This window comes from Mesorhizobium sp. M8A.F.Ca.ET.207.01.1.1 (genome assembly GCF_004794715.1).
GTDB lineage: Bacteria > Pseudomonadota > Alphaproteobacteria > Rhizobiales > Rhizobiaceae > Mesorhizobium.
The window spans coordinates 113,405-137,824 of sequence record NZ_SRUS01000008.1; the positions used below are offsets into that span (position 1 = coordinate 113,405).

Here is a 24,420-nt window from a genome sequence, read left to right on the forward strand (position 1 = left end):
ATCGTGAGGCGCCGGTCTTGACCGCGCCGCCATTCGGGTCGAGGCTCCTCAAGTGGCAAGCCTGAAAAACAGGCGTGCCGGCTGAGGAGGACTGTCATGGCCATTTCACGCAAGGAAGAAGCGCGCGCGCTGAGCGCCGACGAAAAGGAATTGGTGGAGAAGTCGCACCATCCGGCGGTGCAGGATCTTTCCGACGCCGACCTTTCCGGCCTGGTCAAGCTGTTGCGGGAACGGCGCGACAAGGCGCAGACCGAAGCGCATCGCCGCCGTCGTGAAATCCGCGGCAAGGGCGCGGCAAAGGGCGCGACCGCCTCGAAGGCTGATGGCGGTTCACAAGTGAAGCTTGCGGTGCTGGCGACGGCGATGCGGCGGCTGAACGGCGAGGCCGAACTGCGCCGCCAACTGACGGCCCGCCTTGCGCTGGTCGGCAACGCGCGCAAGGCGCTGACCTTGAAGCAGAAAACCCCGAACGGTCCGACGCACAATTCGCGCACGGCGCACAAGGGTATGCGGGCCGTGGCCAACCAGAAGGTTCCAAGCCTGGTCCGACCGGCTGAACTCGGCCGGCAGCGCAAGGCGGCCAAGGTGGCGCAGGCGAAACGCGACGCACGTTGAGGGGCCGCGGATAAAGGCCGCCAGCCGCTGCTCTACCCGTGCAGCGGGTAGCTTCTCCTACTTCGCCTGCACAAGCGTCTGCAGCATGGGGCGGGTGGGGGCGAAGAAGGTCGTGCCGGTGTGCGGCGTCGAGACGTCGAGCAGCCGGTCATAGGCGCCGGGCGGATCGCCGACATACATGCGCTGCAGCATTTTCTCGGTGACCCAGAGATATCTGCTGTAGCCGATGAAGTAGGTTCCGAATTCGTTCTGCCCGGGCCTGCCGAACGGCATGTTGTCGCGCAATATATCGTATTCATTGCCGTCGGCATCCTCGATAGTGGCCAGCGACTTGTGCGACTTGCGCGGCGCGTCGTCATCATCGATTTCGATGTTGTCGATCTTGGTGCGACCGATGATCGCCTCCTGCTCGGGCGTCGGAATGCGCGCCCAGGCCTGCATGTCGTGCAAATATTTCTGAACCACGACATAGCTGCCGCCGGCAAAGTCGGGGTCCTCTTCACCGACCAGCGCCGAGGCGGGCAAGTCGAGGCCGGCCGGGTTGGCGGTGCCGTCGACGAAGCCGAGCAGGTCGCGGGCATCGAAATAGCGAAAGCCGGTCACTTCGTCGACGACGGTCACACCGGGACCAAGCCTGTCGAGCAGGATACGTTCGAATTCGAAGCACATGTCGGGCCGCTCGGCGCGAATGTGAAAGAGCAGGTCGCCCGACGTCGTTGGCGCCGAATGGACCGCGCCCTTGATCGGAGCGAACGGCTTCAGCTCCAGCGGCCGCCGGCCGGGGCTGAGCCGGTTCCAGAGATCGCTGCCGATGCCGGCGATGCAGGACAGGCGGCCACCAAGGTCGCGGAATCCGACAGTCTTGACCAGATCGTCGAGTTCGCCAAGCACGGAGCACACCCTGGCCAGGGCCGGCTGTTCGCCGGCGACGGTGACGACAAGAAAAATCGCCGATTGCGAAAGCGGGGCATCGACGCTCTGCGCATCGATCGGCACACGGTCCCAGTTCTTGCCCGACATCCGAGAATCTCCGCTTTTTCCAGGATTTGTTTCAGATCGTCCGGCAGGACGCAACACGGGATGATTTGCCTCTTTATCGACACGCGGATGCGGGTAGAGTGCGGCAGAATTTCAATCAACCTGTTCGGAGCTGATGCTCGCACGCCTGTTCGTGATCTTCGGTGGCTTGTTCGTGCTGGTGCTGTGCGCGGCGCTGGTGGTGCCGTATTTTGTCGACTGGACCGGCTACCGCGCCGAGTTCGAGCGCGAGGCAAGCGCCATCCTGGGCCGCAAGGTGACCGTGCAGGGCGACGCCACGGCAAGGCTGTTGCCGTTTCCCTCGGTGACCTTTTCCAACGTCGCCGTCGCCGGCGGCCCCAACGGCCAGCCGGCCATGACCGTCGAGACGTTTTCGATGGATGCGGAACTCGCGCCCTTCCTGCGCGGCGAGGTGCTGATTTTCGACATGCGGCTGGTGCGGCCGAAGGCAATCATAGACATCGCCGCCAATGGTACCGTCGACTGGGCGATGCGCCCGTCTTCGCCCTTCGACCCCGGACAAGTCTCGATCGAGAAACTGACGGTGACGGAAGGGCAGATCGAACTGCGCCATGCCGCCGGCGGCCGCAGCCACATCTTCTCCGAGATCAACTCGACCATTTCGGCCAAATCGCTGGCCGGTCCGTGGCGCATGGACGGCACGTTGCGTCTCGACGGCTTGCGCGCCACGGTTGCGGCCTCGACCGGCAAGGCCGAACCTTCCGGGCAGCTGCGGCTTCGGCTGAAGGCGGACCCCGATGCCTATCCGCTGGTCATCGAGACCGACGGCAATGCGGGCATCGTCAACAGTGCGGCCGTCTATTCCGGCCAGTTCAAGATTTCGGGCGCCGACAAGAATTCAGCCGAGCTGCGCGGCACGGATGGCGAGACGGTGAAGGTCAGCGCCGGCAAGCCCGATCCGGGCTTTCGGCTGAACGGCAAGTTCTCGCTCGATCACCAGAAGCTTGGCGTCGACGAATTCCGTTTCGAGACCGGTCCGCTGGACAATCCCTATACCGCCGACGGCAAGGCCTCGGTCGATCTCGGCCAGAAACCGAGTTTCGCCATCGAGGCCAATGGCGCGCAGGTGCAACTCGACGAGGCGGTGGGTGCGCCGGCCGGCGCGGGCCTGACGCTGGACCAGCGTATCGCGGGGCTGGAACAGGCGCTGCTCGATCTGCCGAAGCCGACAATTCCCGGCACGGTCGAGGTCAAGCTGCCGGCGGTGGTGGCCGGCGACACGACGGTGCGCGATGTTCATCTTTCCGCCGAGCCGGTCGATGACGGTTGGTCGGTGAAATCGCTCGCCGCGACCTTGCCGGGCCGCACCAAGCTGGAAGCCGATGGCAAGGTCATGCTCAACGTGCAGGGCCATTTCGGCTTCACCGGCTCGTTGCTGCTGGCGGTGGCGCAACCTTCAGGTTTTGCGGCGTGGCTGTCGAAGGATGTCGACGAGGCGATCCGCCGTCTGCCTGCCGCCGGTTTCAAGGCCAAGGTCGATCTCTCGCAAAACCATCAATCCTTTAGCGATCTCGAATTGATCCTGGGCAAGGCGAAGTTTTCCGGCCGCATCGATTCCAGCCAGCCCGACGACGCAAAGCCCTCGGTGCTGATGCGGCTCGAGGGCGGCGAACTCGATGTGGACGGGCTGGCGGCCTTCGCCTCGATCTTCGTCAGCGACAAGGGCGCCAACCGCTTTGCCAGCAGCGACCTCGATTTCCAGATCAAGGCCGGCCCGGTCAGCGCCGGCGGCTTGACCGCCGACACGGTCGATACCGCACTAAGGCTGCGGGACGGGCTGCTCGAAATCGACCGGCTGTCGGTGGGCGGACTGGCTGGCGCCTCGATCAGCGCCACCGGCCGGATCAAGGATTTTCCGGCGAGCCCGACCGGCAAGCTCGACGCCTCGGTGGTCGCTGTCGACCTGAAACCGCTGATCGATGTCGCCGCGCAGCATTATCCTGATAATGCCGTGCTGAAGGGGCTCGCGGGCCGCGCCGCCGCTTATCCCGAGCTGTTCCAGGATGCGCGCATCGACCTCGTGGCCAGTGCCGCCGACAATGGCGACGGCTCCACGGGCCTGGCGATGAGCGGGCAAGGCAAGGCCGGCGGCTCGGCGTTTTCGGCGTCGCTGTCGGGGAAGGGCGCGGTGGGCAAGCTTTCTGACGCCCCCGTGACACTGACGTTCAATGCCAGGAACCCGGACGCAACCGCCTTGCTGGCGCTCTACGGCTTGCCGGCGCTACCGCTCGGCATGCTGGGCGAGGCAAGCACCGATATCCAGGCCAAGGGCACGTTCGGCGGCGGCCTGACGACGAGCTTCAGCCTTGCCGGCAACGACTTCAAGGCCGGCTTCGAGGGAACGGTCGCCGACACGCCGCAAGGTCCGACGGCGAAGGGCAAGGTCAACCTCGACGCCTCCGACATCGAGCCATGGCTGATGACGACGGGCATCGGCCTGCCCGGCATGGGCGCCGGCATGTCGACATCGCTGGCCGCGCAGGCCGATTATGGCAACGGCCTGCTGGTGCTCTCCGGGCTCAGCGGCGCCATCAACGAGGCAGCCGTGTCCGGCGACATCAACCTCGATGTCAAGCAGGGCGTGGACGGCAAGGACGGCGTGCCGCATCTGGCCGGCGCGCTGGCGCTCGACGAACTCGACCTTGATCCGATGGCGGTGGCGCTGTTCGGCGATTCCGCTTTTCTCGTGGACAAGAACGGGGCCGACAAAAGTGACAATGCCGGCAAGAGTGACAAGGCCGGCAAGAGTGACAAGGCCGGCAAGAGTAACAGGGCCAGTGTGTGGCCGTCGGCGCCGTTCAGCCAGAAGTCCAGCTTGCCGTTCACGGCCGATCTCGACCTGACCACGGCTTCGCTGGCCGCCGGCCCGCTCGCCACCGCCTATGACGCGGCCTTCTCGCTCAAGCTCGACCCGGACGGCATCCGCGTGGCCGATCTCAAGGCCAAATTCCTCGGCGGGGCGCTGACCGGCCTGTTCGAGTTGAAGAACAATGAGGGCACGGGGCTTTTCACCGGACAGATGAAGCTGGCGGGTGCCGATCTGGCAAGCGTCTTGCCGGACGCGGGCATCGGCGGCACCAGCGATTTCTCGACGACGCTGTCGACCAGCGGCAAGTCGGTCGACGCAATGATCGCCGCCCTGTCTGGTTCCGGCACGGCGGCGCTGAAGGATTTGCAGATCGCCGGCGTCAATCCTGATGCCTTCAGCGCATTCCTCGCCAAGGCGGATGCGATCGGCCGCGATATCGACGCGGCCAAGACCGCCGGCTTCGCGCCTGACATCGCCGCCGGCGGCAGCTTCGCCGCAAAGGACGCCGAGGTCGCCTTCACGATTGCCGGCGGCACGCTCAGGGCGCCGCCGATCAGCCTTGAAAATCCGGCGGCGACCTTGTCGGCCGACATCACGGCCGACCTCAACGCCAGCACGGTTTCGGCCAAGGGCGCGGTCACCTATCGGCCCGGCGACGAAGCGCTGGTCGGCTCCGAGCCGGCCGTGAATTTCACCGCCGAGGGGCCGTTCGGCGCGGTGAAACGGCAGTTCGACAGCCAGCCGCTGGCGCAGTTCCTGACCCAGCGCGCGCTGGAAAAGGAACAGCAGCGCGTCGAGGCGATGCAGGCCGCGCTGCTCGAGAAACAGCGGCTGCGGCGCGAGGTGCGCTACTACGCGGCACTTCAGGATGCCCGCGACAAGGCCGCCGAGGAACTGCGCCAACAGGAGGAAGCGGCGCGCCTGAAAGCGGAGGCCGACGCCAAGGCGAAAGCGGAAGCCGACGCTCAGGCCCAGGCTGAAGCGGATGCCAAGGCAAAGGCCGACGCGGAAGCGAAAGCCAAGGCGGAGGCAGACGCGAAAGCGAAAGCCAAGGCCGATGCGGAGGCCAAGGCGGCGGCGGAACAGCAGGCAGCCGACGAGGCGGCCAGGGCGCAGGCAGAGCAGGAGCGCCAGAAGGCGGAGGAGGCGATGCGCATTGCCTCCCAGGAAAAAGCCAGGCTCGAGGCGGAGCGCAAGGCGGCGCAACAGGCGCCCAAGGCCGAGCAGTCGCCCGCCAACGACAATCCGCCTCCGGCCAAGCCGAAAGCCAACCCATTCACGGTCGACAATCTGTTGAAGTCGCTGCGGTAGGACTAGGCATTCCGGCTGCCCGCCCGACTGGCAATCGCTTCAAAGAACGAATGTTTCAGCGCCGTCAGCGACGTATCTGGCGTGGCGGAAATCGCGGATGGCGGCGAGCTTGCCGCCCTGCCAACCCAGCAGGATGAAGTATGCCGGCGCTGCCGTGGGATCGTTGGGATCGCGCACGAGGATTGCCGGACGATCTTCGACGAAACCAGGCTGGAAATGCCAGTCCCGCACCCGGGAATAATTGCCGAAATAGGTTGCCACCTCCTTGCGGCCGCTGAGCCTTGCCCTGGCCACCAGTTCCAAGCGTACCTCATCGGCCAGCATGTCCCGCACGGCGTCGAAATCGCGGGCGTTGAAGCGATCGACATAGGCGTCGAGTAACAGGCGCTCCGATGCACTCAGCCTGGGAACAGGACGATCGTCCTGTTCGTCGGCGATCTCACGCAGCCGGCCGCGGCCACGATGCAGCGCGGCCTTGACCGCGGGGACGCTGGTGTCGAGCATGGTGCTGATCTCCCGCAGCGAATAGCCCAGGACATCCATCATGATGACGCTGCTTCGTTGCGCGACGGGAAGGCGCATGAAACTGTGCAATCCGGCTACCGCGGCCTGCCGTTCGGCGATCGAATTTGCCGGGTCGGCGATCATGTCCGGCTCCTCCTCGTAGAACGTCTTCTCACGGGCGCGGCGGCGCAAAAAGTCGAGCGCGGTATTGTGCGCGATGCGAAACAGCCAGCCTTCGGGATTGGCGATCAGGCCGGCGTTGGGCAAGGCCTCGAATGCCTTGGCCAGCGCCTCTTGCAAGACATCCTCGCCATCGACGACCGAGCCTGTCATGCGGGCGCAATAGCGATGCAGTTTGGGACGCAATTCGCCGAACAAGCGGTCGAAAGGCCTTGGGATCTCGCCTGGACTGTTCATGCACCGGCCGTTCTTGCCATGGTTCTATTCAGGCTACTCGTCCAGCATCCGATAATGGCCCACCACTGTCATCACGTCACGATGCGGAGGGTCGATGCAGCGATCCCTGATGCCGTTTTGGAAGGCCTCGAAAGCGGCAAGCCCGGGGATGATGTCAGCATGCTCGTCGGTTTCGATCTCGACGAGATGGACGAAAGTGCCGTCGCCGGAGCGCCAGGTCATGTAGCGAACGCCTTCCGGCGATTTGCCGCGCAGTTCCTCGAACACAGCCTTGACCAGGCGCTCGTTCTCGTCCGCCCGGTCCGGCTTCGTTTTGTAGCGTATCAAATGATGTTTCATCGCATCGGCTCCCTTGGCTGTCGTCTGTCCAAGACGCCTCAGCCAGGCCGAAGGATTCGGATTTCAAAAAAATAGTTCGGTACCGGCCCTCGCAGACGCCGGATGTCAGTCCTGGCCCCGGTCGAGCAGGCGCCGCAGCATGGGTTCGATGCGCGACAGCTCGTCGAGATGCGCGGCAGAGAGTTCGGCCAGGCAATCGTCGGCGCGTTCGGTCAGCCGCAGCAGCACGCGGCGGTGGTCGTCCTTGTCCTGATCGCGTGCGACCAGTCCTGCCTCACCGAGGCGGTTGACCAGTTCGACGGCGCTGTGGTGGCGGATGCGCAGGCGTTCCGCAAGGTCGCCGACCGTCACCGGCCCGCCGCCCGGATATCCCTTGATCGCCAGCAGCGCCTGATGCTGGCGCGGGGTCAGGCCGGCGTCCTCGGCCTGCACCTGGCTGAATTCGAGGAAGCGGCGGATCAGGTAGCGGAACTCGGAGAGCCGCTGGTAGTCGGATTGCCTGATGGCGGGGCGTGGGGTCTTGGGCGGCTGCGTCATATCGCAGATGTCTTCGTTTTCCGGTGAAAGCTCAAACGAAATTTCGAACGAAACCAGCTTGAACATATATATCGTGTTACGATACATAGCCGACCGACAACCGGCTGGCCACTTCGACCGTGCCGCAAAACCAGACACGGCCGCCGCCAGGAAGCAAAGCCACCATGAAGACCCACAATTCCAATCCCGGTCATCTCAGGGATTTCACCACCGACGCCAGGGTGCTGCTCGTCGCCGCGATAGCGGTGGTGGTGGCGACCGCCGGGCTGTTTGCCGGCATCGTGCTGCTGAAGCTGATCCGCCTGGCCACCAACATCGCCTATTTCGGCCAGTTCTCGCTTGCCGAGCTGAAGCTGCAGGATACGCCGCTCGGACTTGCCGCCGTCTTCGTTCCCGTCATCGGCGCGCTGATCGTCGGCCTGATGGCGCGCTATGGCAGCGAGAAGATCCGCGGCCACGGCATTCCCGAGGCCATCGAGGCGATCCTGCTCGGGCGCTCCAGGCTCGATGCCAAGGTGGCGATCCTGAAGCCCTTGTCGTCGGCGATCTCGATCGGCTCCGGCGGGCCGTTCGGCGCCGAGGGTCCGATCATCATGACCGGCGGCGCCATCGGCTCGCTGATCGCGCAGATGCTGCCGGTCAGCGATACCGAGCGCAAGACGCTGCTGGTGGCGGGTGCGGCCGCCGGCATGACCACCGTGTTCGGCACGCCGATCGCGGCCATCATGCTGGCGGTGGAACTGCTTTTGTTCGAATGGACGCCGCGCAGCTTCATTCCCGTGGCGGTGGCGGCCATCGTGGCGGAGGTGGAGCGCACGATGCTGCACATGCCGGGGCCGATCTTTCCGTTCCAGGGCAGCATGGCGGTTTCCTTCCTCGGCCTTGGCGGCTGGGTCCTGATCGGCATCTGCGCGGGTCTGTTGTCCGGGCTGCTGACGCAGATGGTCTATGCCTGCGAGGACGGCTTCCAGAAGCTGCCGATCCACTGGATGTGGTGGCCGATGCTCGGCGGCCTGGTGGTCGGCATAGGCGGCCTGATCGACCCACGGGCGCTCGGCGTCGGCTATGACAACATCGCCGACATGCTGGACGGCCGCACGATCGCCACCGCGGCGCTGCTGCTGCTGGTGGTCAAGGCCGTCATCTGGTCGGTGGCGCTCGGCTCGGGAACCTCGGGCGGCGTGCTGGCGCCGCTGTTGATCATGGGTGGCGCGATGGGCGCGGTGCTTGCCGGGGTCCTGCCGGCGGCGGACCCGGGCTTCTGGGCGCTGCTGGCCATGGCCGCCACCATGGGCGGCACGATGCGCGCGCCGCTGACAGCCACTTTCTTCGCCGTCGAGCTGACCGGCAACACCCATGTGCTGGTACCGCTGATCGCGGCCTGTGCGGCGGCGCATGCGGTCACCGTGCTGTTGATGAAGCGTTCGATCCTGACCGAGAAGATCGCCAGGCGAGGGCACCATCTGGTGCGCGAATATCGCGTCGATCCCTTCGCGCTTACCAGGGTGCGTGAGGTGATGACGTCAGAGGTCGAGAGCGTGCCGGCGACGATGACGCTGCATGGCGCGGCCGCCTTCCTGACCGCGCCGGAAACCCGGCATCCGAGTTTTCCCGTGGTCGATGACAACAGGCAGGTGCTCGGCCTCATCGATCCGCCGGCGATCCTGCGCTGGCGCCGTGCCGGCAAGCACCGGACGACGACGCTCGGCGAGCTGCTGGCCGGAAGCAAGGTGACGCTGGCCTATCCCGACGAATATCTGGAAGGTCTGTCGGACAAATTGTTGACGGCCAATGTATCGCATTTGCCGGTCGTGGCGCGCGAGGATGGAAGGCTGGTCGGCTATGTCGGCTGGAAGGATTTGATGCGCGTGCGCTCACGCAAGCAGGCCGAGGAACGCGAGCGCTCGACCTTGCTTGGCTTCGGCACCGGAGGCAAGAAAGAGCAGCGCACGGCTTCTTCTTAAGTCTCGCCGGCGACGCCGCGCTTCGCCCACTCCAGGACATGCAGCCTGAGCGCGGAGGACAGGTTGGTGTCGCGGGGCCGCGTTTCGTCGACTTCGGCGACAAGGGCGGCGAGCGTCAGCTTCCTTGCCGCCGCCATCGCGACGAGATCGTCATGGAAAGGCTTTTCGAGGGAATAGCTGGTGCGATGGCCGCGTATGGTCACCGAGCGTTTTTCGACGGCGCTCATTGACCGTCACTGGGATCGCCCGGTTCGCCGGGCTTTTCGCGGTGATGGCCCGCGACGAACCTTTCGCTCTTGTCGGCGACCATGCGGTCGCGTTGCCTTTCGGCCTTGGTGCGGCCGTGCAAGGCGCGATTCTGGCCGGCCGCCTGTTCTCTATCGGCCCGCGCCTTCTGTTTGCGGAACTGACGAAGGTTGACGATTTCGGCCATGGCGGGAGCCGCGAGCCTATTTCTTGCGAAAGGCGTCGAGCGAGACCACTTCGGCGCCCTTGGTACCGGCATCGGCGGCGGCGGGCTTTTTCTCCGCTTCGGCGGCGGCCTTCTTCTCGGCCTTCGGCTTCTTCTCGGAGACGATGGCCAGCGGTTCGGGCGCTGGTGCGGCCGGTTCCTCGTCGGGCTGCGCATCGGTCTTGACGTCGAACTCGAGTTCGAAATTGACCGAGGGATCGTAGAAGCCGCGCACGGCCGAGAACGGGATCTCGAGTTTCTCCGGCACGTCGGAGAAGGAGAGCCCAACCTCGAATCCGGTGTCGGTGACCTTCAGGTCCCAATACTGGAACTGGATGACGATGGTCATCTGCTCGGGATAGCGTTCGCGCAGCCGCGACGAGACGCGCACGCCCGGCGCACCGGTCAGGAAGGTGATGAAGAAATGATGGTTGCCGGGAAGGCCGGTGCGCGCGACCTCGGCCAGGACCTTGCGCATGACGCCGCGCAACGCCTCCTGGGCCAGAATGTCGTAGCGGATGTGGTCGTCGGCCATGAGTTGGTCGGGTTCCGTTGAATCGTCCGCATAGCTGTAATCAAGCTTGAGGGCGGCGTAAACCTGATATAGACCGCCGCCGCGCCGAAGCGAGGACTATTGCCAACGATTTGATCGGCAAGGCGGCTTCGCCGCAACCGCAAATGTTATGCGTTAGCCAGCGCAGTGTGTTTTTTCACGCCGGTCGGGGAAGGGCGCTTGCCGAAAGCGCGCAGGAAGGTGCGCACGCCGTTTGTCGCCGATTGCGTCACTTCGTCCTCGCGCGGCGTGCCGCCGAGCATGAAGGTGGTCTGCAATTCGGCATTGACGAGGCCGAGGAACTGGCGTGCCGCCACGTCGGGATCGTCGATCGTGAGATGGCCGCCGTAAGCGAGGCGCGCGAAGCGGGCGGCGATTGCCGGCCATGTCCGGCCCGGGCCCTGTTCGCGCCATTCGGCAAAGAGCTCGGGATAGCGCTCGCCCTCGGTCTGGATCAGCTTGCGCAGGAACTTTCCGTCGCGGTTGCAGATGCAGTTCTGGTTCAGGCGCACGGCAAAACCGATCAGGTCGGCTTCGAGGTCCCCAGGCTGATCGGGGAAGGTGGCGATGGTGGCGAAAATGCCGGCGTTGCAGCGCTCGGTCAGGTCGCGTACCACGGCGATGAACAGCTTTTCCTTGTCGCGATGGTGATTGTAGACGGTCTGGCGTGAGACGCCGGCCTCTGCCGCGATCAGGTCGATGTTGGCGCCGGCGAAACCCTCGCGGCAAAACACGCCGGCAGCGGCGTCGACGATCGACATGCGCTTGGCCTCATGGCCACGTGGCGGGAAAGTGTCAGGAGAAACGCCCGGTCTCATGAAAATCTATATAGAGGTGATTGACGATTTGGACAAGAGTGTCTAAATTTGTGGACACGATATAAGGAGATTTCACTCCAGAGGGATGAATAAATTCGCTCTGGGAGTAGGAACTCCACGGGATGGAACGTCCTGGGGTCAGACGTCGCCTTGCGGCGGCAACCAGATTCGAAAGAAGCCAATATCATGAGTCCCAAATTCCTCAGCATTGCGGTCGTGCTCGGCCTGTTGTCCGCCATCGGCCCGTTCGCCATCGACATGTATCTGCCCGCGCTGCCGTCGATCGGCACCGATCTTCATGCCGGCACCGCCGCCGTGCAGATGAGCCTTTTGATCTTCTTCCTGTCGATGGGCTTCGGCCAGATCGTCGTCGGGCCGATCTCCGACATGGTCGGCCGCAAGCTGCCGCTCTATGGCGGCCTGGCGCTGTTCATGGCCGGCGGCATCGGCTCGGCAATGGCGCCGACCATCGAGTGGCTGATCGCCTTCCGCTTCCTGCAGGGGCTTGGCGCCAGCGCCGGCATGGCCATTCCGCGCGCCATCGTGCGCGACCTGCACACCGGCAACGAGGCCGCCAAGCTGATGTCGCTGCTGATGCTGGTGTTCTCGGTGTCGCCGATCCTGGCGCCGCTGACCGGCAGCCAGATCATCGAGAATTTCGGCTGGCGCGCCGTGTTCTGGACGGTGACCGGTGCGGCGGTGCTTGCCACCATCCTGCTCGCGACCTCGCTCAAGGAGACGCGGCCGGCGGAAGAGCGTGTCGGGTCCTCCTTCGGTACCGCGCTTGCCGGCTACCGTTTCCTGATGGGCGACCGTAATTTCCTTGGCCTGGTGGCAATCGCCGGCTTCGGCATTGCGAGCTTCTTTGTCTATCTGTCGAGTTCGTCCTTCATCCTGATCGACCATTACGGGCTGTCGCCTTCGGTCTACAGCGTGTTCTTCTCGATCAACGCGGTTGCCTTCATCGGCATGTCGCAGCTGACGGGCCTGCTTTCGGAACGGTTCGGGCTGAAGCGCGTGGTGTGGGTGGCGGTGACCGGCTATGCCACGACGATGGTGGCGCTGTTCGCCATCATGGCCACGGGGGTCGACCGGCTCGATGTTATGGCGGCCCTGCTGTTCGTCGGCTACGGCTTCCTCGGGCTTGTCATTCCGACCACCTCGGTGCTGGCCATGGAAGAGCATGGCGAGATCGCCGGCACGGCGTCGGCGCTGATGGGCACGCTGCATTTTGCCATCGGCGCGCTCGCCATGGGCGTTGCCGGCGTGTTCTTCGACGGCACGCCGCTGCCGATGGTCGCCGGCATCACGCTCTGCGCGGTGATATCGTTCGCACTGGCGAAGGTCACGCTTGGCCGTTCGCGGCAAGCCGTCGAAGCGCCGGCGGAATAGGCAATCCTCAGTGAACCAGGAAAGGCCGGGTCGATCCCGGCCTTTTTTTGTGCCGGCGGCAGTGCGGGCGCTCAGCTGAGTTCCTGGGCGAGGCCGATGAGAAGCCCTTCAGGTCCTCGGATGTAGCAGAGCCGATACACGTCCTTGTACTCGACCACCTCGCCCACGAGCTGCGCGCCGCGCGTGCGGAGCCTTTCAAGCGTATCGTCGATGTCGTCCACGGTGAACATGACGCGGAGGTAGCCCAGCGCGTTGACCGGGGCTTTCCGGTGATCCGCGACGACAGGCGGCGTGAGGAAGCGGGAGAGCTCCAGCCGGCTGTGGCCGTCCGGTGTGCGCATCATGGCAATCTCGACATGTTGATCGCCCAGTCCGGTGACACGCCCGGCCCATTCTCCCTCGATCGTGGCCCGCCCCTCGAACTCGAGGCCGAGTTCGCGAAAGAAATCGATCGCCCCTCCGAGGTCCTCGACCACGATTCCTACATTGTCCATCCGCTTGAGCGCCATGTTTTCAACCTCCAAGATGCCGGTTCAATCTACAAGGTGTAGCCTGGTTCCGACAACGCGCATGAAGGGCCGGACCGGGCCGGCCGCTTTATGTCCGCAATGTCGGCGGCAATCCAGCAGCGTCGAGGAGGAAGCGCACGCGCTCCTCGACTGGAGCAAGCGGCAAGGTCACCAATTCATAGCCGAGTTCGGCATAGACGCCTGCCACTGATTGGCAAGTGCGCTCGGCTTCGTCGAGCGTTTGCTTGCGTTGTTCGTCCTGGGTGAAGATTTCCGGCCATGGCGGGGCAATGAAGACGCGGCGCGCATAGCGGAATTCCATGGCGGCGCTGGTGAGGTGATCCGGCGCCGGCAGGCCGCAGAGCCTGAGATAGCCGATCGTGTCCGGCACGCCGCGGTCAAAGAAGACCGGCCCGGCCAGCTCGGCGGCCGCACGATACGAGCGCATCTCCCAGGACAGCATCAGTTCGGCGAACAATGCGCGATCGCTCCAGGGCAGGGCGGTTCCGCCAATGGCGGATTGGTCGCGGATGATGCCGCGTCCGGCCTCGACAGACGTCGCAAAGCCCGCCTGCCGCAAGGCTTCGATCAAGATGGTCTTGCCGGAGCCGGGGCCGCCGGTCAGCACGAAAAATCGATCGGAATCGTTTTGCATTTTTTGTCCATGGAGAAAGGGCAGGCGACGCAGCGGCTTTGCGGCTTCTACAGCATGTCGGGGCGAATAGGATTCGCCCGACCTGCTGTAAGCTTCTGATTTATGCATGTCGTTATCCCGGAACCGAGGACACTTCCGGGCGACATGCATCAGGCCGTGCGAAGTCTTGACGGCAGGAGCCGTTGCGCGTGATGCAAATTGAAGGGGGAGAAGTGGAGGTTTCTGTTGCCAGGTACCTCCGAACCCCGCCTAGAAGTGCGAACCCCTAGGGCTTGATTTGAAGCTATCGCACTGCATTAAGCAGCGAGACGTGCTTCCGCATAGTTGTCGTTGGCAACTATAAGTTTAGCCCGATGACGGTGGTACAATGCCGGGCAAAAGTACGATCTTTACACCTTCGTCGATCCTATTTCGCCCCCAGCAAAAACCGCTCTGTCGTCAACAGCGGCTTTTGGTGGAGGCGCCGGGTACCGCCCCCGGGTCCGAACGGCTTATTTCATCGCCCATTTATCGCCATAGTCGGTCAAGCCGACAAAACGAATATAGGGGGCGTTTGCCGGAAATGAAAGGCCGCAATGATGCTTTGTCCCTGTGTCAAATCGCGACGCCAAGGGTTGACTTGGGCGCGGTCTCAACCGAAGCTTTGCGAGCGGTGAGGAGTTAGCGACCTAGCGCACAAGTTGCGAAGCGCGCCACAGTCCTCATCGATCGGATCCGTGGCGCCGACGAGGGGAATTTTGATGGCCGACTATCTTGCGGATGTGAAGAAGTATGACGCCGCGGCAAACGCCGATGCGGTCGAAAAGATCGTCAAGCATCTGGGCATTGCGCTGAGGAACCGCGACTCCTCGCTGGTATCCTGCACGGACCCGAAGGAATTGGGGCGGGTCAAGGAGAGCTGGGTGGCCAAGAAGCTCGGCGTCACCGACGGGGCGAAGGCCGACGCCGCGATCGAGAAGACCTGCAAGGCGATGCACGCCGACAACACCAAGAACCGCGTGACCTTCTACTATCTGGTGGCCAAGGATCTGGGCAAGCTCGGCTCTCTGTGACGCTCGCGCATCAGTTTGCGAGGGCTGGTACGGCAGAATAGCCGCTCCAACTTTTATTTTCGCTTTGTCGGGGGTTTGCGCCGCCCCTCACCTGCCTGCCGGCATCCTCTCCCCGTATAGTGACGGAGAGAGGGGATCTGCCATCGATGATTTCGCCAATGACCAACGTTGCAAAAAGGGCGTCAGCGTAGCGGCCAGCTTCTTTCTCCCCGTCACTATACGGGGAGAAATGTCCGGCAGGACAATGAGGGGCAGCGCCGACTCTGGAAAGAGTGGTGGGGCAAGCGTCGTTTGTACCGTTTTGCTGTGTTCGGCCGCCGGTCTGGCCGCTATAATGCCCAAACACTCGAATCGAGCCGAAACCGATGCGCCAATATCTCGACCTCTTGCAGCATGTGCTGGAAAACGGCGCCGATCGCGGCGACCGCACCGGCACCGGCACACGCTCCGTCTTCGGCTACCAGATGCGCTTCGATCTGGCGCGCGGCTTTCCGGTCACCACCACCAAGAAGCTGCATCTGAAGTCGATCATCCATGAACTCCTGTGGTTCCTGGCCGGCGACACCAACATCAAGTACCTGACCGACCACGGCGTTTCGATCTGGGACGAATGGGCCGACGAGAATGGCGATCTCGGTCCGGTCTACGGCAAGCAGTGGCGCTCCTGGCCGGACGGCCATGGCGGCTCGATCGACCAGATCGCCAATCTTCTCAAGGAGATCCGCCGCAATCCTCAATCGCGCCGGCTGATCGTCTCGGCCTGGAATCCCGCCGAGGTGGAAGCCATGGCGCTGCCGCCTTGCCACTGCCTGTTCCAGTTCTACGTGTCTGAGGGCCGGCTTTCCTGCCAGCTCTACCAGCGCTCCGCCGACATCTTCCTCGGCGTGCCGTTCAACATCGCGTCCTACGCATTGCTGACGCTCATGGTGGCGCAGGTGACCGGGCTGAAGCCGGGCGATTTCGTCCACACGCTCGGCGACGCGCATCTCTACTCCAACCATTTCGAGCAGGCGCGCGAACAGTTGCAGCGCACGCCAAGGGCACTGCCGACGATGTGGATCAATCCGGACGTGAAGGACCTGTTCGCCTTCCGCTTCGAGGATTTCCGGCTGGAGAACTATGTCGCCGATGCGTCGATCAAGGCGCCCATCGCGGTCTGAGCCGCGTTTTTTCAGTCGATGCCGACCATCACGTCCGAGGCCTTGACCACGGCATAGGCCTGCTTGCCCTTTTCGAGCTTGAGATCGGCGACGGCTTCGTTGGTGATCGAGGCGGTGACGATGGCGCCGCCGCCGATGTCGATGCGGGCATGCGAGGTGGTGGCCCCTTTGACGATTTCGGTGATCGTTCCCTTGAGAACGTTGCGGACGCTGATCTTCATTGGCGTCCCGTTCGCTGTTTATCCCCGGTCGTCTTATCAGAACAATCAGGCAGTACCAATCACAAGACCAGATGGCGTTTCGGCAGACCAGGCCTTCCCTTGTTATATCCATGCGGATATATCGGTCTGCAGGTTCGAGCCGATCGGATTTTGAACACAGGGAGAGTTTCCGATGACGCGCAAAGGTTTCGGGTTGAGGGTGGTCGCCATTGGCGGTTTTGCGGCGGCGTTGATGGCGGCAATGCCGGCAGCGCACGCGGAAGACAAGGTCGTGGTGTTTGCGGCGGCGAGCCTCAAGGATGCGCTCGACGCGGTGAACAAGGCCTGCAAAGCCGATGTCGGCGAGGCCGCGACCGTTTCCTATGCCGCGAGTTCGGCATTGGCCAAGCAGATCGAGGGCGGGGCACCGGCCGACGTCTTCATCTCGGCCGATCTCGACTGGATGAAATATCTCTCCGACAAGAAGCTGACCAAGCCCGATACCGAAGTGAAGTTGCTCGGCAACCAGATCGTGCTGGTGGCGCCGAAGGATTCGACGGTTGAAACCAAGATCGAGAAGGGTTTTGACCTCGCCATGCTGGTTGGCGACGGCAAGCTCGCCATGGGCGACTTCAAGGCCGTGCCGGCCGGCAAATACGGCAAGGCGGCGCTTCAATCGCTCGGCGTCTGGTCCTCGGTCGAGGGCAAGGTGGCGCAGGCCGAGAATGTCCGTGCGGCGCTCAAGCTGGTTTCGACCGGCGAGGCGGCCCTCGGTATCGTCTATGCCACCGACGCGCACGCCGAAAAGGGCGTCAAGGTGGTCGGCACCTTCCCGGAGGATTCACATCCGCCGATCATCTATCCGGTTGCCCAGACCACCGATTCGAAGGACAAGGATACGATGGCCTTCCTGAAGTGCCTGCAATCCGCCAAGGCCGGCGCGCTCTTCAAGGAACAGGGCTTCACCGTGCTCACGCCGAGCAACTGACTTCGAAAAGGCCCCGATACCGCGCGATGAACTGGCTGCTGGACCTCAGTCCCGACGAATGGAATGCGGTCCGGCTGTCCATCAAGGTGGCAACGGTCGCGATGCTCGCGAGTTTGCCGCCGGGCATAGCGATAGCGCTGCTGCTTGCCCGGGGGAAATTCTGGGGCAAGACACTGTTCAACGGGCTGGTGCATCTGCCGCTGATCCTGCCACCCGTGGTGACCGGCTATCTCTTGCTTTTGACTTTCGGAAGGCGCGGCCCGGCCGGCGCATTCCTGGCCGAGCATTTCGGCATCGTCTTCTCGTTTCGCTGGACGGGTGCCGCCCTTGCCTGCGGCGTCATGGGCTTCCCCCTGATGGTGCGGGCGATCCGGCTGTCGATCGAGGCGGTGGACCGCAAGATGGAGGCGGCCGCGGGGACGCTCGGCGCCAATCCTGTGTGGGTGTTCGGCACCATCACGCTGCCGCTGATCCTGCCCGGGCTGATCGCCGGCGCCATCCTGTCCTTCGCCAAGGCGATGGGCGAGTTCGGCGCGACGATCACTTTTGTCTCCAACATCCCTGGCGAGACGCAGACGCTGCCATCGGCGATCTACACCTTTACCCAGGTGCCGGGCGGCGATGAAGGGGCGCTGCGGCTGACGCTGATTTCCATCGTCATCTCGATGGCGGCACTGGTCGCCTCGGAAGTGCTGGCGCGGCGCGTCGGGCGGCGGATGGACATCGAATGAGCGTCCTTGTCGACATCAGCCACCGGCTTGGCGATTTCGCCATCGATGCCCGCTTCGAGAGCGCTGGGCGGCTGACGGCGCTGTTCGGGCCGTCGGGCTCCGGCAAGACGACGCTGATCAACATGATTGCCGGGCTGATCCGGCCGGAGAAGGGGCGCATCGAGATCGACGGCCGGGTGCTGGTCGACACCGGTGCCGGCATTTTCGTGCCAAGGCACAAGCGCCGTATCGGCATGGTGTTCCAGGATGCGCGCCTGTTTCCGCATATGAGCGTGATGAGCAATCTGCGCTATGGCCGTTGGTTCACGCCGGCGGCGGAACGCTACGCGGATATGGACAGTGTCGTCGAACTGCTCGGCATCAGCCCGTTGCTCGGGCGGCGACCGGCAAAGCTCTCGGGCGGCGAGAAACAGCGCGTGGCGATCGGCCGGGCGCTGCTTGCCAGCCCGAAGCTGCTGCTCATGGACGAGCCGCTGGCCTCGCTCGACGAAGCGCGCAAGGCCGAGATCCTGCCCTATATCGAACGGCTGCGCGACGAAACGAAGATCCCGATCGTCTATGTCAGCCATTCGGTCGCCGAGGTGGCGCGGCTGGCCAGCGACGTGGTGATGCTGGCGCAGGGCAAGGTCACCGCCAGCGGCCCGACCGAGGCCGTCATGCAAAGGCTTGACCTGTTGCCGGCCGAAGAGCGCGGCGAGGGTGGCGCCGTGCTGGACACGAAGGTACTGCGTCACGACGAGACTTTCGGGATGACAGTGCTCGGCTCGGCCGCCGGCGAGATCCGCGTGCCGCGCCTTGAAATGAAGCCTGGGGCTTCCGTGCGTATCCGCATTCGCGCTCGCGACGTGATGGTCGCCACGGAGAAACCGACGGGCCTCAGTGCGCTCAACATCCTGCCCGGCACGATTGTCGCGATCAGCCCGGGCGAGGGGCCGACGGTCGAAGTCGGCATCGACTGCAATGGCGCAACGGTGCTCGCCCGCATCACCGAACAGTCGCGGCAGGCGCTGAAGCTGCGGCTCGGCGGCAAGGTTTTCGCGGTGGTCAAGACCGTGAGCTTCGACCGGGCGAACACCGGCGCCGGCTTGCCGCTCGAGGTCGACGGCTGACAGGGGCGGTGATCGCCGCTATATTGTTTTGGAATAACGGTCGCTGAAGCTGAAGCGATCGCGGAGGAGCAGAAATGCCGTCGCTGAGCTTGCGGATAAATCTCGATCCGGATGGACGGATCGGTCCTGGCAAGATCGAGCTTCTGGAGCACATCGCCACGTTCGGTTCGATCTCGGCCGCCGCGCGCGGCATGGAGATGTCCTACAAGCACGCCTGGGATCTGGTCGAGGACATGAACCGGGTGTTCGGCAAGCCGCTGGTCTCGGCGCAGACCGGAGGCCGCAAGGGCGGCGGCGCGCAGCTGACGACGGTCGGCCTGGCGGTGGTCAGCCGCTTTCGCGCCATCGAGCGCGCGGCGTCCGCCGCGGCGGCGACGCATATGGATGCGCTGCAGGCGGAGATCGAAGCGGGGTAGGGAGCAAGGGAATAGGCAGTAGGCAGTAGGGCAGTCCAATTTCTGGCAGGCAGAGATCTTTGTTCTGAATCGTACCTAACGCGCGTCTGGTATTCTTGCCTACTGCCTACTGCCTACTCTTCCTGCTTCCGTAGCAAATACGTGTCCATGATCCAGCCCTTTTCCCTACGCGCTTCGTCGCGGCGCTTTTCGATCTCCGCGCCGACATCACCGAGGCGGCCGGAGATGATGATCTCGTCCGGTGTGCCGAGATAGGCGCCCCATTGGATGAAAAGGTCCTGGTCGGCCAGCGTGTTGAAGGCGCATTTGCCGTCGAGCATGACGACGGCGCTCCCGGCATTGTCCGGCATGCCTTGCTCGGTCAGGCGGCGGCCGGTGGTGATCAGCACGGGATCGCCGATGCGGTTCAGCGCCGTTTTGTGACTGGCGGCCAGCGCCTGGATGGCTGTTATGCCGGGGATGACTTCCAGTTCGAAGGCGACATTGCCCCTCAGGCGCACGCGTTCGAGGATGCGCAATGCGCTGTCGTAGAGCGAGGGATCACCCCAGATCAGGAAGGCGCCGCAGCCATCCCCGGCGATCTCGTCGCGGATCAGTCCCTCGTAGATGACGGCGATCGCCTCGTGCCACTCGTCGACGGTCGAGCGATAGGAAGACGTTGGTTCGGCGCGCACCGGCACGCCGAACTCGACCCGGCGTGAGGTCGGGTTGGTGACGAAGCGGTCGCAGATGCCGCGCCGCAGGTCGGCGAGCTCTGTCTTGTCGGCGCCCTTGTCGGGAATAAACAGGACGTCCGCCCGGTTCAGGCCCGATATGGCTTGAACCGTCATGTGGTCGGGATTGCCGGCGCCGATGCCGATGACGAGAAGCTTGCGCATGGCGCGAACTCCTGCCCGATCGGAACCTGTTAGTCCAGACCGCGCGTGCGTGTCCAGACCGCATGCGTGTCCAGCCGGTCACGCATGCCCTGGACGCGGAAGGGCTTTGAAACGCCGCATTGAAACGGCTAGGGTCATGAGGGCATTCTCGCCGAGGGGGCTTTCATGCTGCGATATGTCTTGACCACCGCGCTGGCCCTGTCGGCGGCGCCTGCATTGGCCAACGACTCGGTTGCCGAACTTGGCACCGGCGGCCTGATCCTGTCGCGCAGCGATGCCGTGGCGATGCAAAGCGAGGACCTCTTCATCTCGCCGCAAAAGGTGACGGTCGACTACGTCTTCCACAACAACACCGACAAGGATGTCGAGGCGATCGTCGCCTTCCCGATGCCCGACATTTCGGGCGATCCCGAAGAGATGCCGGCGATCCCGGAAAACCAGAGCGACAATTTCCTCGGCTTCGAGGTGACGATCGACGGCGTGCCGGCAAAGCCGCAACTCGAGCAGAAGGTGTTCGCTCTCGGCATCGACATCGGCGCCGATTTGAAGGCCCAGAACGTGCCGTTCAACCCGTTCGGCGATGCCGCCAAGGCGGCACTGGCGAAGCTTCCGCAAGCGGTGGCCGACGACTGGGTCAACCGCGGCATCATCATCGAGGACACTGTTGACGACAGTGGCGGCCAAAAACCCGGCTATGCGCCGTTCTGGCAATTGCGCTCGACCTATTGGTGGCGCTCGACCTTTCCGGCCAACAAGGACGTTCACGTCTCGCACCGCTACAAGCCTAGCGTCGGCGGCACGTCGTCGGTCAGCTTTTTCAATGAGGGCCAGTTCCAGGGCTCATACGCCGCCTACAAGACCCGCTACTGCATGGACGGCACATTCGAGAATGCGGTGCGCAGGGCGGCGAAGGACAATCCGGACGGCTATCCCAAATTCTACGAAAGCCGCATCGCCTATATCCTGACCACCGGCGGCAACTGGGCGGCGGGCACCATCGGCAAGTTCAAGCTGACCGTCGACAAGGGCAATCCGAAAGCCCTGGTCTCGTTCTGCGGCGACAATGTCAAAAAGGTCGGGCCGACGAGCTTCGAAATGACAGCGAAGGATTTCTATCCCGAGCATGATATCGATATCCTCCTGCTCGAACCGTCGGACAGCAATGGCGGGGACGCAAACTGATGCATGTCACGATCTACGTCGCCATTGCCGAGAACGGTGTGATCGGGCGGGAAGGCGGGTTGCCCTGGCGGCTCTCCACCGACCTCAAGCGCTTCAAGGCAGACACGATGGGCAAGCCCATCATCATGGGCCGCAAGACCTATGAAGGCATCGGCCGCCCGCTGCCGGGCAGGCTGAACATCGTGGTCACCCGCGACAAGGCCTGGCGCGCCGAGGGCGTCGAGGTGGCGCATACGCTGGAAGCCGCGATCCAGCTGGCGACCGTGCGCGGCCGCTGCATGAGCGGCGTCGACGAGGTCTGTGTCATCGGCGGCGGCGAGATCTATGCCCAGGCGCTGCCGCTGGCCGACCGTCTGCACGTCACCCATGTTCTGGCCGCCGTCGACGGCGATGCGCATTTCCCGCCGATCGACTCCGATACATGGCACGTGGTCAGTTCGCAGGAGGTTCCATCAGGAGAAAAGGACAGTCATGCGACGCGCTATACGGTTTACGAGCGCCGCCGCGAGATAGTTTGAAGACAAAAGCGCGATTGTAGGACGACAAAGGGTCGCTACCGGCCCAAATCCGATGAAGTCGGCGGGCGTCGCGTTGAAAGCGCGCCCTGGCGTCCCTATAGAAGAACGACACTGGATTTGCGCCGTAACCGCGGCGCTTGAGGGAATTCCAAGCGAAAGGACATTCATGCCCTGGAACGACAAAGGTGGCGGAGGCGGCGGCCCGTGGGGTGGCGGCGGTAACAACCAGGGCCCCTGGGGGCAGGGACCGAAGGGACCGAGCGGCCCGCAGGGGTCGCCTCCAGACCTCGAAGACATCATTCGCCGTGGCCAGGATCGGCTGAGGCGCGCGCTGCCCGGCGGCGGGGGCGCCAGTCCGGCCGTGTTCGGGCTGATCGCCGCGGTGCTGGTCGTTCTGTGGGCCTTCCAGGCGGTCTATACCGTGCAGCCCGACGAGGTCGCGGTCGAACTGCGCTTCGGCAAGCCGAAGGCCGAGCTTTCCCAGCCAGGCCTGCACTTCCACTGGTGGCCGCTCGAGACCGTCGAGACGGCCAAGATTTCAGAGCAGCTCGTCGACATTGGCGGCGGCAACACCAGCGGCAACGGCCTGATGCTGTCGGGCGACCAGAACATCGTCAATGTGCAGTTTTCGGTGGCCTACCAGGTCTCCGACCCGCGCGCCTACCTGTTCGACGTCTCCGACCCCGACGGCATGCTGCGGCAGGTTGCCGAGAGTGCCATGCGCGAAGCGGTCGGCCGCCGGCCGGCGCAGGACATTTTCCGCGACGACCGGCAGGGCATTGCCGCCTCGGTGCGCGAGATCATCCAGACGACGCTGGACGGCTACAAGGCCGGTCTCAACGTCAACGCCGTCTCCATCGAGGACGCGGCGCCGCCACGCGAGGTGGCAGATGCGTTCGACGAGGTGCAGCGCGCCGAGCAGGACGAGGACAAGTTCGTCGAGCAGGCCAATCAGTATTCCAACCAGAAGCTCGGCCAAGCACGCGGCGAGGCCGCCCAGGTCCGCGAAGACGCGGCCGCCTACAAGAACCGTGTGGTGCAGGAAGCCGAAGGTGAGGCCCAGCGCTTCATCTCGGTCTACGACGAATATGTCAAAGCCCCCGATGTGACCCGCAAACGCCTTTATCTGGAAACCATGGAGAGGGTTCTGAAGGACTCGAGCAAGGTCATCGTCGAGCAGGGCAACGGACAAGGTGTCGTGCCCTATCTGCCGCTGCCCGCATTGCAGCCGAAACCACCGGCACCGGCCGCGCCGGCTGCGAACACGGGAGGTACCCAGTGATGGCCAACCGTCTTCCCATCTTCGCCGTCGTAGCGGCGGTCATCCTGTTCCTGATCTACTCCTCGGTCTTCGTGGTCAATGCGCGCCAGCAGGCGCTGGTGCTCCGCTTCGGCGAGATCGTCGACGTCAAGAGCGAGCCAGGGATCTACTTCAAGGCGCCGTTCTCGTTCTTCGACGCCGACACGGTGCAGCTGATCGAAAACAGGGTGCTGCGCTTCGACCTCGACAACATCCGCGTCCAGGTGTCGGGCGGCAAATTCTATGAGGTCGATGCCTTCATCGCCTACCGCATCTCGGATCCGCGTGTCTTCCGTGCGGCAGTGTCCGGTCAGATCGAACTGGCCGAGGCCCGGCTCAGGACGCGTCTCGACGCTGCCTTGCGCCGCGTCTACGGTCTGCGCGATTTCGAAGCCGCGCTCTCCGAAGAGCGTGCCGTGATGATGCGCGAAGTCCGCGATCAGCTCAGGCCCGACGCCACCTCGCTCGGCTTGCAGATCGAGGACGTCCGCATCCGCCGCACCGATCTGACGGCCGAAGTCTCCCAGCAGACCTACGACCGCATGAAGGCGGAACGCCTGGCGGAGGCCGCGCGGCTGAGGGCACGCGGCAACGAAGCCGCACAGCGCATCACGGCACGCGCCGATCGTGAAGTGGTCGAGATCGTTGCCGAAGCACGCAAGGAGTCCGAGATCCTGCGCGGCGAGGGCGAAGCCCAGCGCAGCGCCACCTTCGCGGGAGCCTATCAGCGTGATCCGGCGTTCTTCGATTTCTACCGGTCGATGAATGCCTATGGTACCGCGCTCGACAACACCGGGACGACGATGGTGCTGTCGCCGGGCTCGGAGTTCTTCCGCTTCTTCCGCGATCCCGACGGCAAGGAAGGGCCGGCGAAACCGGCCTCGCCAGCAACCGCGCCGGCTGCGGCACCTGCCGCGCCGACGACACAACCCAGCACCGGCCAGTAGCGGCCG

26 protein-coding genes and 1 other RNA gene are annotated in these 24,420 nt (G+C 64.1%); 14 read left to right on the forward strand and 13 right to left on the reverse strand.

Translation table 11 applies throughout. The features are described 5' to 3' along the window. The first annotated feature begins 96 nt into the window (after window positions 1–96). The gene (locus EN850_RS23340; RefSeq protein ID WP_136092350.1) at window positions 97–615 is read left to right on the forward strand and encodes a hypothetical protein; all 519 of its coding nucleotides are present in this window, start codon (window positions 97–99) and stop codon (window positions 613–615) included. Window positions 616–672: 57 nt separating this feature from the next. Here the strand turns inward: EN850_RS23340 and EN850_RS23345 are convergent, their stop codons facing one another. Continuing rightward, complete coding sequence (locus tag EN850_RS23345) at window positions 673–1,635, reverse strand: Dyp-type peroxidase (protein WP_136092351.1); 963 nt, start codon at window positions 1,633–1,635, stop codon at window positions 673–675. Between the two features lie 133 nt (window positions 1,636–1,768). Between EN850_RS23345 and EN850_RS23350 the strand changes: the two genes are divergently transcribed. Then, entirely contained in the window at window positions 1,769–5,794 is a 4,026-nt protein-coding gene (locus EN850_RS23350) for an AsmA-like C-terminal region-containing protein (protein WP_136092352.1), read from the forward strand. Between the two features lie 39 nt (window positions 5,795–5,833). Here the strand turns inward: EN850_RS23350 and EN850_RS23355 are convergent, their stop codons facing one another. The 3 genes from EN850_RS23355 to EN850_RS23365 all read right to left on the reverse strand — a co-directional run bounded on the left by EN850_RS23355 (window position 5,834) and on the right by EN850_RS23365 (window position 7,591). Continuing rightward, on the reverse strand, window positions 5,834–6,715 hold the full coding sequence (locus EN850_RS23355) for a sigma-70 family RNA polymerase sigma factor (protein WP_135915634.1): 882 nt from the start codon (window positions 6,713–6,715) through the stop codon (window positions 5,834–5,836). A gap of 33 nt (window positions 6,716–6,748) precedes the next feature. Next, window positions 6,749–7,054, reverse strand: a complete 306-nt coding sequence (locus EN850_RS23360; protein WP_135881888.1) for a hypothetical protein — start codon at window positions 7,052–7,054, stop codon at window positions 6,749–6,751. A 105-nt stretch (window positions 7,055–7,159) separates the two neighbouring features. Beyond that, window positions 7,160–7,591: a MarR family winged helix-turn-helix transcriptional regulator gene (locus EN850_RS23365; protein WP_189521740.1), complete on the reverse strand. Its 432-nt coding sequence runs from the start codon at window positions 7,589–7,591 to the stop codon at window positions 7,160–7,162. A 164-nt stretch (window positions 7,592–7,755) separates the two neighbouring features. On the opposite strand from EN850_RS23365, the gene EN850_RS23370 reads away from it, so the two are divergent. Next, on the forward strand, window positions 7,756–9,555 hold the full coding sequence (locus EN850_RS23370; protein ID WP_136092353.1) for a chloride channel protein: 1,800 nt from the start codon (window positions 7,756–7,758) through the stop codon (window positions 9,553–9,555). Here EN850_RS23370 and EN850_RS23375 read toward each other — a convergent pair. The 4 genes from EN850_RS23375 to EN850_RS23390 form a co-directional block, all read right to left on the reverse strand. Continuing rightward, window positions 9,552–9,782, reverse strand: coding sequence for a ribbon-helix-helix domain-containing protein (locus EN850_RS23375; protein WP_127279261.1), 231 nt, complete (start codon window positions 9,780–9,782; stop codon window positions 9,552–9,554). The two genes, EN850_RS23370 and EN850_RS23375, sit on opposite strands and share 4 nt — an antisense overlap. Continuing rightward, window positions 9,779–9,988 (reverse strand): DUF4169 family protein, encoded by a 210-nt coding sequence (locus EN850_RS23380; RefSeq protein ID WP_127871652.1) that lies wholly within the window; start codon window positions 9,986–9,988, stop codon window positions 9,779–9,781. The genes EN850_RS23375 and EN850_RS23380 overlap by 4 nt, the downstream gene beginning before the upstream one ends. Before the next feature lie 16 nt (window positions 9,989–10,004). Continuing rightward, window positions 10,005–10,541 carry an SspB family protein gene (locus tag EN850_RS23385; protein WP_127279263.1) on the reverse strand — a complete coding sequence of 179 codons (537 nt, stop codon included), beginning with the start codon at window positions 10,539–10,541 and terminating at the stop codon, window positions 10,005–10,007. Between the two features lie 146 nt (window positions 10,542–10,687). After that, a complete protein-coding gene (locus EN850_RS23390; protein WP_136092354.1) occupies window positions 10,688–11,377 on the reverse strand; it encodes a TetR/AcrR family transcriptional regulator in 690 nt (229 codons plus the stop codon). Window positions 11,378–11,563: 186 nt separating this feature from the next. Between EN850_RS23390 and EN850_RS23395 the strand changes: the two genes are divergently transcribed. Then, window positions 11,564–12,769, forward strand: a complete 1,206-nt coding sequence (locus EN850_RS23395) for a multidrug effflux MFS transporter (RefSeq protein ID WP_136092355.1) — start codon at window positions 11,564–11,566, stop codon at window positions 12,767–12,769. Between the two features lie 71 nt (window positions 12,770–12,840). On the opposite strand, the gene EN850_RS23400 is transcribed toward EN850_RS23395, so the two are convergent. The 3 genes from EN850_RS23400 to ssrA all read right to left on the reverse strand — a co-directional run bounded on the left by EN850_RS23400 (window position 12,841) and on the right by ssrA (window position 14,505). Further along, window positions 12,841–13,278 carry a VOC family protein gene (locus EN850_RS23400; RefSeq protein ID WP_135931914.1) on the reverse strand — a complete coding sequence of 146 codons (438 nt, stop codon included), beginning with the start codon at window positions 13,276–13,278 and terminating at the stop codon, window positions 12,841–12,843. A gap of 88 nt (window positions 13,279–13,366) precedes the next feature. Beyond that, window positions 13,367–13,933: an AAA family ATPase gene (locus EN850_RS23405; protein ID WP_136092356.1), complete on the reverse strand. Its 567-nt coding sequence runs from the start codon at window positions 13,931–13,933 to the stop codon at window positions 13,367–13,369. 211 nt (window positions 13,934–14,144) lie between these two features. After that, window positions 14,145–14,505, reverse strand: a transfer-messenger RNA (tmRNA) gene (gene ssrA / locus EN850_RS23410). Window positions 14,506–14,673: 168 nt separating this feature from the next. Here ssrA and EN850_RS23415 point away from each other — a divergent pair. Next, window positions 14,674–14,985, forward strand: a complete 312-nt coding sequence (locus EN850_RS23415; protein WP_127281000.1) for a DUF2853 family protein — start codon at window positions 14,674–14,676, stop codon at window positions 14,983–14,985. Window positions 14,986–15,350: 365 nt separating this feature from the next. After that, window positions 15,351–16,145, forward strand: a complete 795-nt coding sequence (locus tag EN850_RS23425; RefSeq protein WP_127281001.1) for a thymidylate synthase — start codon at window positions 15,351–15,353, stop codon at window positions 16,143–16,145. 11 nt (window positions 16,146–16,156) lie between these two features. Here EN850_RS23425 and EN850_RS23430 read toward each other — a convergent pair whose 3' ends face one another. Further along, on the reverse strand, window positions 16,157–16,366 hold the full coding sequence (locus tag EN850_RS23430; RefSeq protein ID WP_136092357.1) for a molybdopterin-binding protein: 210 nt from the start codon (window positions 16,364–16,366) through the stop codon (window positions 16,157–16,159). 172 nt (window positions 16,367–16,538) lie between these two features. Between EN850_RS23430 and modA the strand changes: the two genes are divergently transcribed. The 4 genes from modA to EN850_RS23450 all read left to right on the forward strand — a co-directional run bounded on the left by modA (window position 16,539) and on the right by EN850_RS23450 (window position 19,589). Continuing rightward, the gene (gene modA, locus EN850_RS23435) at window positions 16,539–17,333 is read left to right on the forward strand and encodes a molybdate ABC transporter substrate-binding protein (protein WP_135915639.1); all 795 of its coding nucleotides are present in this window, start codon (window positions 16,539–16,541) and stop codon (window positions 17,331–17,333) included. Window positions 17,334–17,359: 26 nt separating this feature from the next. Then, a complete protein-coding gene (gene modB, locus EN850_RS23440; protein WP_135915640.1) occupies window positions 17,360–18,064 on the forward strand; it encodes a molybdate ABC transporter permease subunit in 705 nt (234 codons plus the stop codon). Then, window positions 18,061–19,173 carry a molybdenum ABC transporter ATP-binding protein gene (gene modC, locus EN850_RS23445; protein WP_136092358.1) on the forward strand — a complete coding sequence of 371 codons (1,113 nt, stop codon included), beginning with the start codon at window positions 18,061–18,063 and terminating at the stop codon, window positions 19,171–19,173. The genes modB and modC overlap by 4 nt, the downstream gene beginning before the upstream one ends. Before the next feature lie 74 nt (window positions 19,174–19,247). Further along, window positions 19,248–19,589, forward strand: coding sequence for a winged helix-turn-helix domain-containing protein (locus EN850_RS23450; protein ID WP_127279684.1), 342 nt, complete (start codon window positions 19,248–19,250; stop codon window positions 19,587–19,589). 113 nt (window positions 19,590–19,702) lie between these two features. Here EN850_RS23450 and cobF read toward each other — a convergent pair whose 3' ends face one another. Then, the gene (gene cobF / locus EN850_RS23455; RefSeq protein ID WP_136092359.1) at window positions 19,703–20,467 is read right to left on the reverse strand and encodes a precorrin-6A synthase (deacetylating); all 765 of its coding nucleotides are present in this window, start codon (window positions 20,465–20,467) and stop codon (window positions 19,703–19,705) included. Between the two features lie 165 nt (window positions 20,468–20,632). Between cobF and EN850_RS23460 the strand changes: the two genes are divergently transcribed. The 4 genes from EN850_RS23460 (at window position 20,633) to EN850_RS23475 (ending at window position 24,414) form a co-directional block, all read left to right on the forward strand. Next, window positions 20,633–21,649 (forward strand): DUF4424 domain-containing protein, encoded by a 1,017-nt coding sequence (locus EN850_RS23460; RefSeq protein WP_136092360.1) that lies wholly within the window; start codon window positions 20,633–20,635, stop codon window positions 21,647–21,649. Next, entirely contained in the window at window positions 21,649–22,167 is a 519-nt protein-coding gene (locus EN850_RS23465) for a dihydrofolate reductase (RefSeq protein WP_136092361.1), read from the forward strand. Before EN850_RS23460 ends, EN850_RS23465 begins: the two co-directional genes overlap by 1 nt. Window positions 22,168–22,333: 166 nt before the next feature. Next, window positions 22,334–23,449, forward strand: a complete 1,116-nt coding sequence (hflK, locus tag EN850_RS23470; RefSeq protein WP_127871641.1) for an FtsH protease activity modulator HflK — start codon at window positions 22,334–22,336, stop codon at window positions 23,447–23,449. Continuing rightward, window positions 23,449–24,414 (forward strand): protease modulator HflC, encoded by a 966-nt coding sequence (locus EN850_RS23475; protein ID WP_135866488.1) that lies wholly within the window; start codon window positions 23,449–23,451, stop codon window positions 24,412–24,414. Before hflK ends, EN850_RS23475 begins: the two co-directional genes overlap by 1 nt. Window positions 24,415–24,420 lie beyond the last annotated feature (6 nt).

Bases quoted from the DNA above. Each gene is read 5' to 3' on its own strand.
- EN850_RS23340 (WP_136092350.1), top strand. From the start codon at position 97: ATGGCCATTTCACGCAAGGAAGAAGCGCGCGCGCTGAGCGCCGACGAA.
- EN850_RS23345 (WP_136092351.1), bottom strand. From the start codon at position 1,635: ATGTCGGGCAAGAACTGGGACCGTGTGCCGATCGATGCGCAGAGCGTC.
- EN850_RS23350 (WP_136092352.1), top strand. From the start codon at position 1,769: ATGCTCGCACGCCTGTTCGTGATCTTCGGTGGCTTGTTCGTGCTGGTG.
- EN850_RS23355 (WP_135915634.1), bottom strand. From the start codon at position 6,715: ATGAACAGTCCAGGCGAGATCCCAAGGCCTTTCGACCGCTTGTTCGGC.
- EN850_RS23360 (WP_135881888.1), bottom strand. From the start codon at position 7,054: ATGAAACATCATTTGATACGCTACAAAACGAAGCCGGACCGGGCGGAC.
- EN850_RS23365 (WP_189521740.1), bottom strand. From the start codon at position 7,591: ATGACGCAGCCGCCCAAGACCCCACGCCCCGCCATCAGGCAATCCGAC.
- EN850_RS23370 (WP_136092353.1), top strand. From the start codon at position 7,756: ATGAAGACCCACAATTCCAATCCCGGTCATCTCAGGGATTTCACCACC.
- EN850_RS23375 (WP_127279261.1), bottom strand. From the start codon at position 9,782: ATGAGCGCCGTCGAAAAACGCTCGGTGACCATACGCGGCCATCGCACC.
- EN850_RS23380 (WP_127871652.1), bottom strand. From the start codon at position 9,988: ATGGCCGAAATCGTCAACCTTCGTCAGTTCCGCAAACAGAAGGCGCGG.
- EN850_RS23385 (WP_127279263.1), bottom strand. From the start codon at position 10,541: ATGGCCGACGACCACATCCGCTACGACATTCTGGCCCAGGAGGCGTTG.
- EN850_RS23390 (WP_136092354.1), bottom strand. From the start codon at position 11,377: ATGAGACCGGGCGTTTCTCCTGACACTTTCCCGCCACGTGGCCATGAG.
- EN850_RS23395 (WP_136092355.1), top strand. From the start codon at position 11,564: ATGAGTCCCAAATTCCTCAGCATTGCGGTCGTGCTCGGCCTGTTGTCC.
- EN850_RS23400 (WP_135931914.1), bottom strand. From the start codon at position 13,278: ATGGCGCTCAAGCGGATGGACAATGTAGGAATCGTGGTCGAGGACCTC.
- EN850_RS23405 (WP_136092356.1), bottom strand. From the start codon at position 13,933: ATGCAAAACGATTCCGATCGATTTTTCGTGCTGACCGGCGGCCCCGGC.
- EN850_RS23415 (WP_127281000.1), top strand. From the start codon at position 14,674: ATGGCCGACTATCTTGCGGATGTGAAGAAGTATGACGCCGCGGCAAAC.
- EN850_RS23425 (WP_127281001.1), top strand. From the start codon at position 15,351: ATGCGCCAATATCTCGACCTCTTGCAGCATGTGCTGGAAAACGGCGCC.
- EN850_RS23430 (WP_136092357.1), bottom strand. From the start codon at position 16,366: ATGAAGATCAGCGTCCGCAACGTTCTCAAGGGAACGATCACCGAAATC.
- modA (WP_135915639.1), top strand. From the start codon at position 16,539: ATGACGCGCAAAGGTTTCGGGTTGAGGGTGGTCGCCATTGGCGGTTTT.
- modB (WP_135915640.1), top strand. From the start codon at position 17,360: ATGAACTGGCTGCTGGACCTCAGTCCCGACGAATGGAATGCGGTCCGG.
- modC (WP_136092358.1), top strand. From the start codon at position 18,061: ATGAGCGTCCTTGTCGACATCAGCCACCGGCTTGGCGATTTCGCCATC.
- EN850_RS23450 (WP_127279684.1), top strand. From the start codon at position 19,248: ATGCCGTCGCTGAGCTTGCGGATAAATCTCGATCCGGATGGACGGATC.
- cobF (WP_136092359.1), bottom strand. From the start codon at position 20,467: ATGCGCAAGCTTCTCGTCATCGGCATCGGCGCCGGCAATCCCGACCAC.
- EN850_RS23460 (WP_136092360.1), top strand. From the start codon at position 20,633: ATGCTGCGATATGTCTTGACCACCGCGCTGGCCCTGTCGGCGGCGCCT.
- EN850_RS23465 (WP_136092361.1), top strand. From the start codon at position 21,649: ATGCATGTCACGATCTACGTCGCCATTGCCGAGAACGGTGTGATCGGG.
- hflK (WP_127871641.1), top strand. From the start codon at position 22,334: ATGCCCTGGAACGACAAAGGTGGCGGAGGCGGCGGCCCGTGGGGTGGC.
- EN850_RS23475 (WP_135866488.1), top strand. From the start codon at position 23,449: ATGGCCAACCGTCTTCCCATCTTCGCCGTCGTAGCGGCGGTCATCCTG.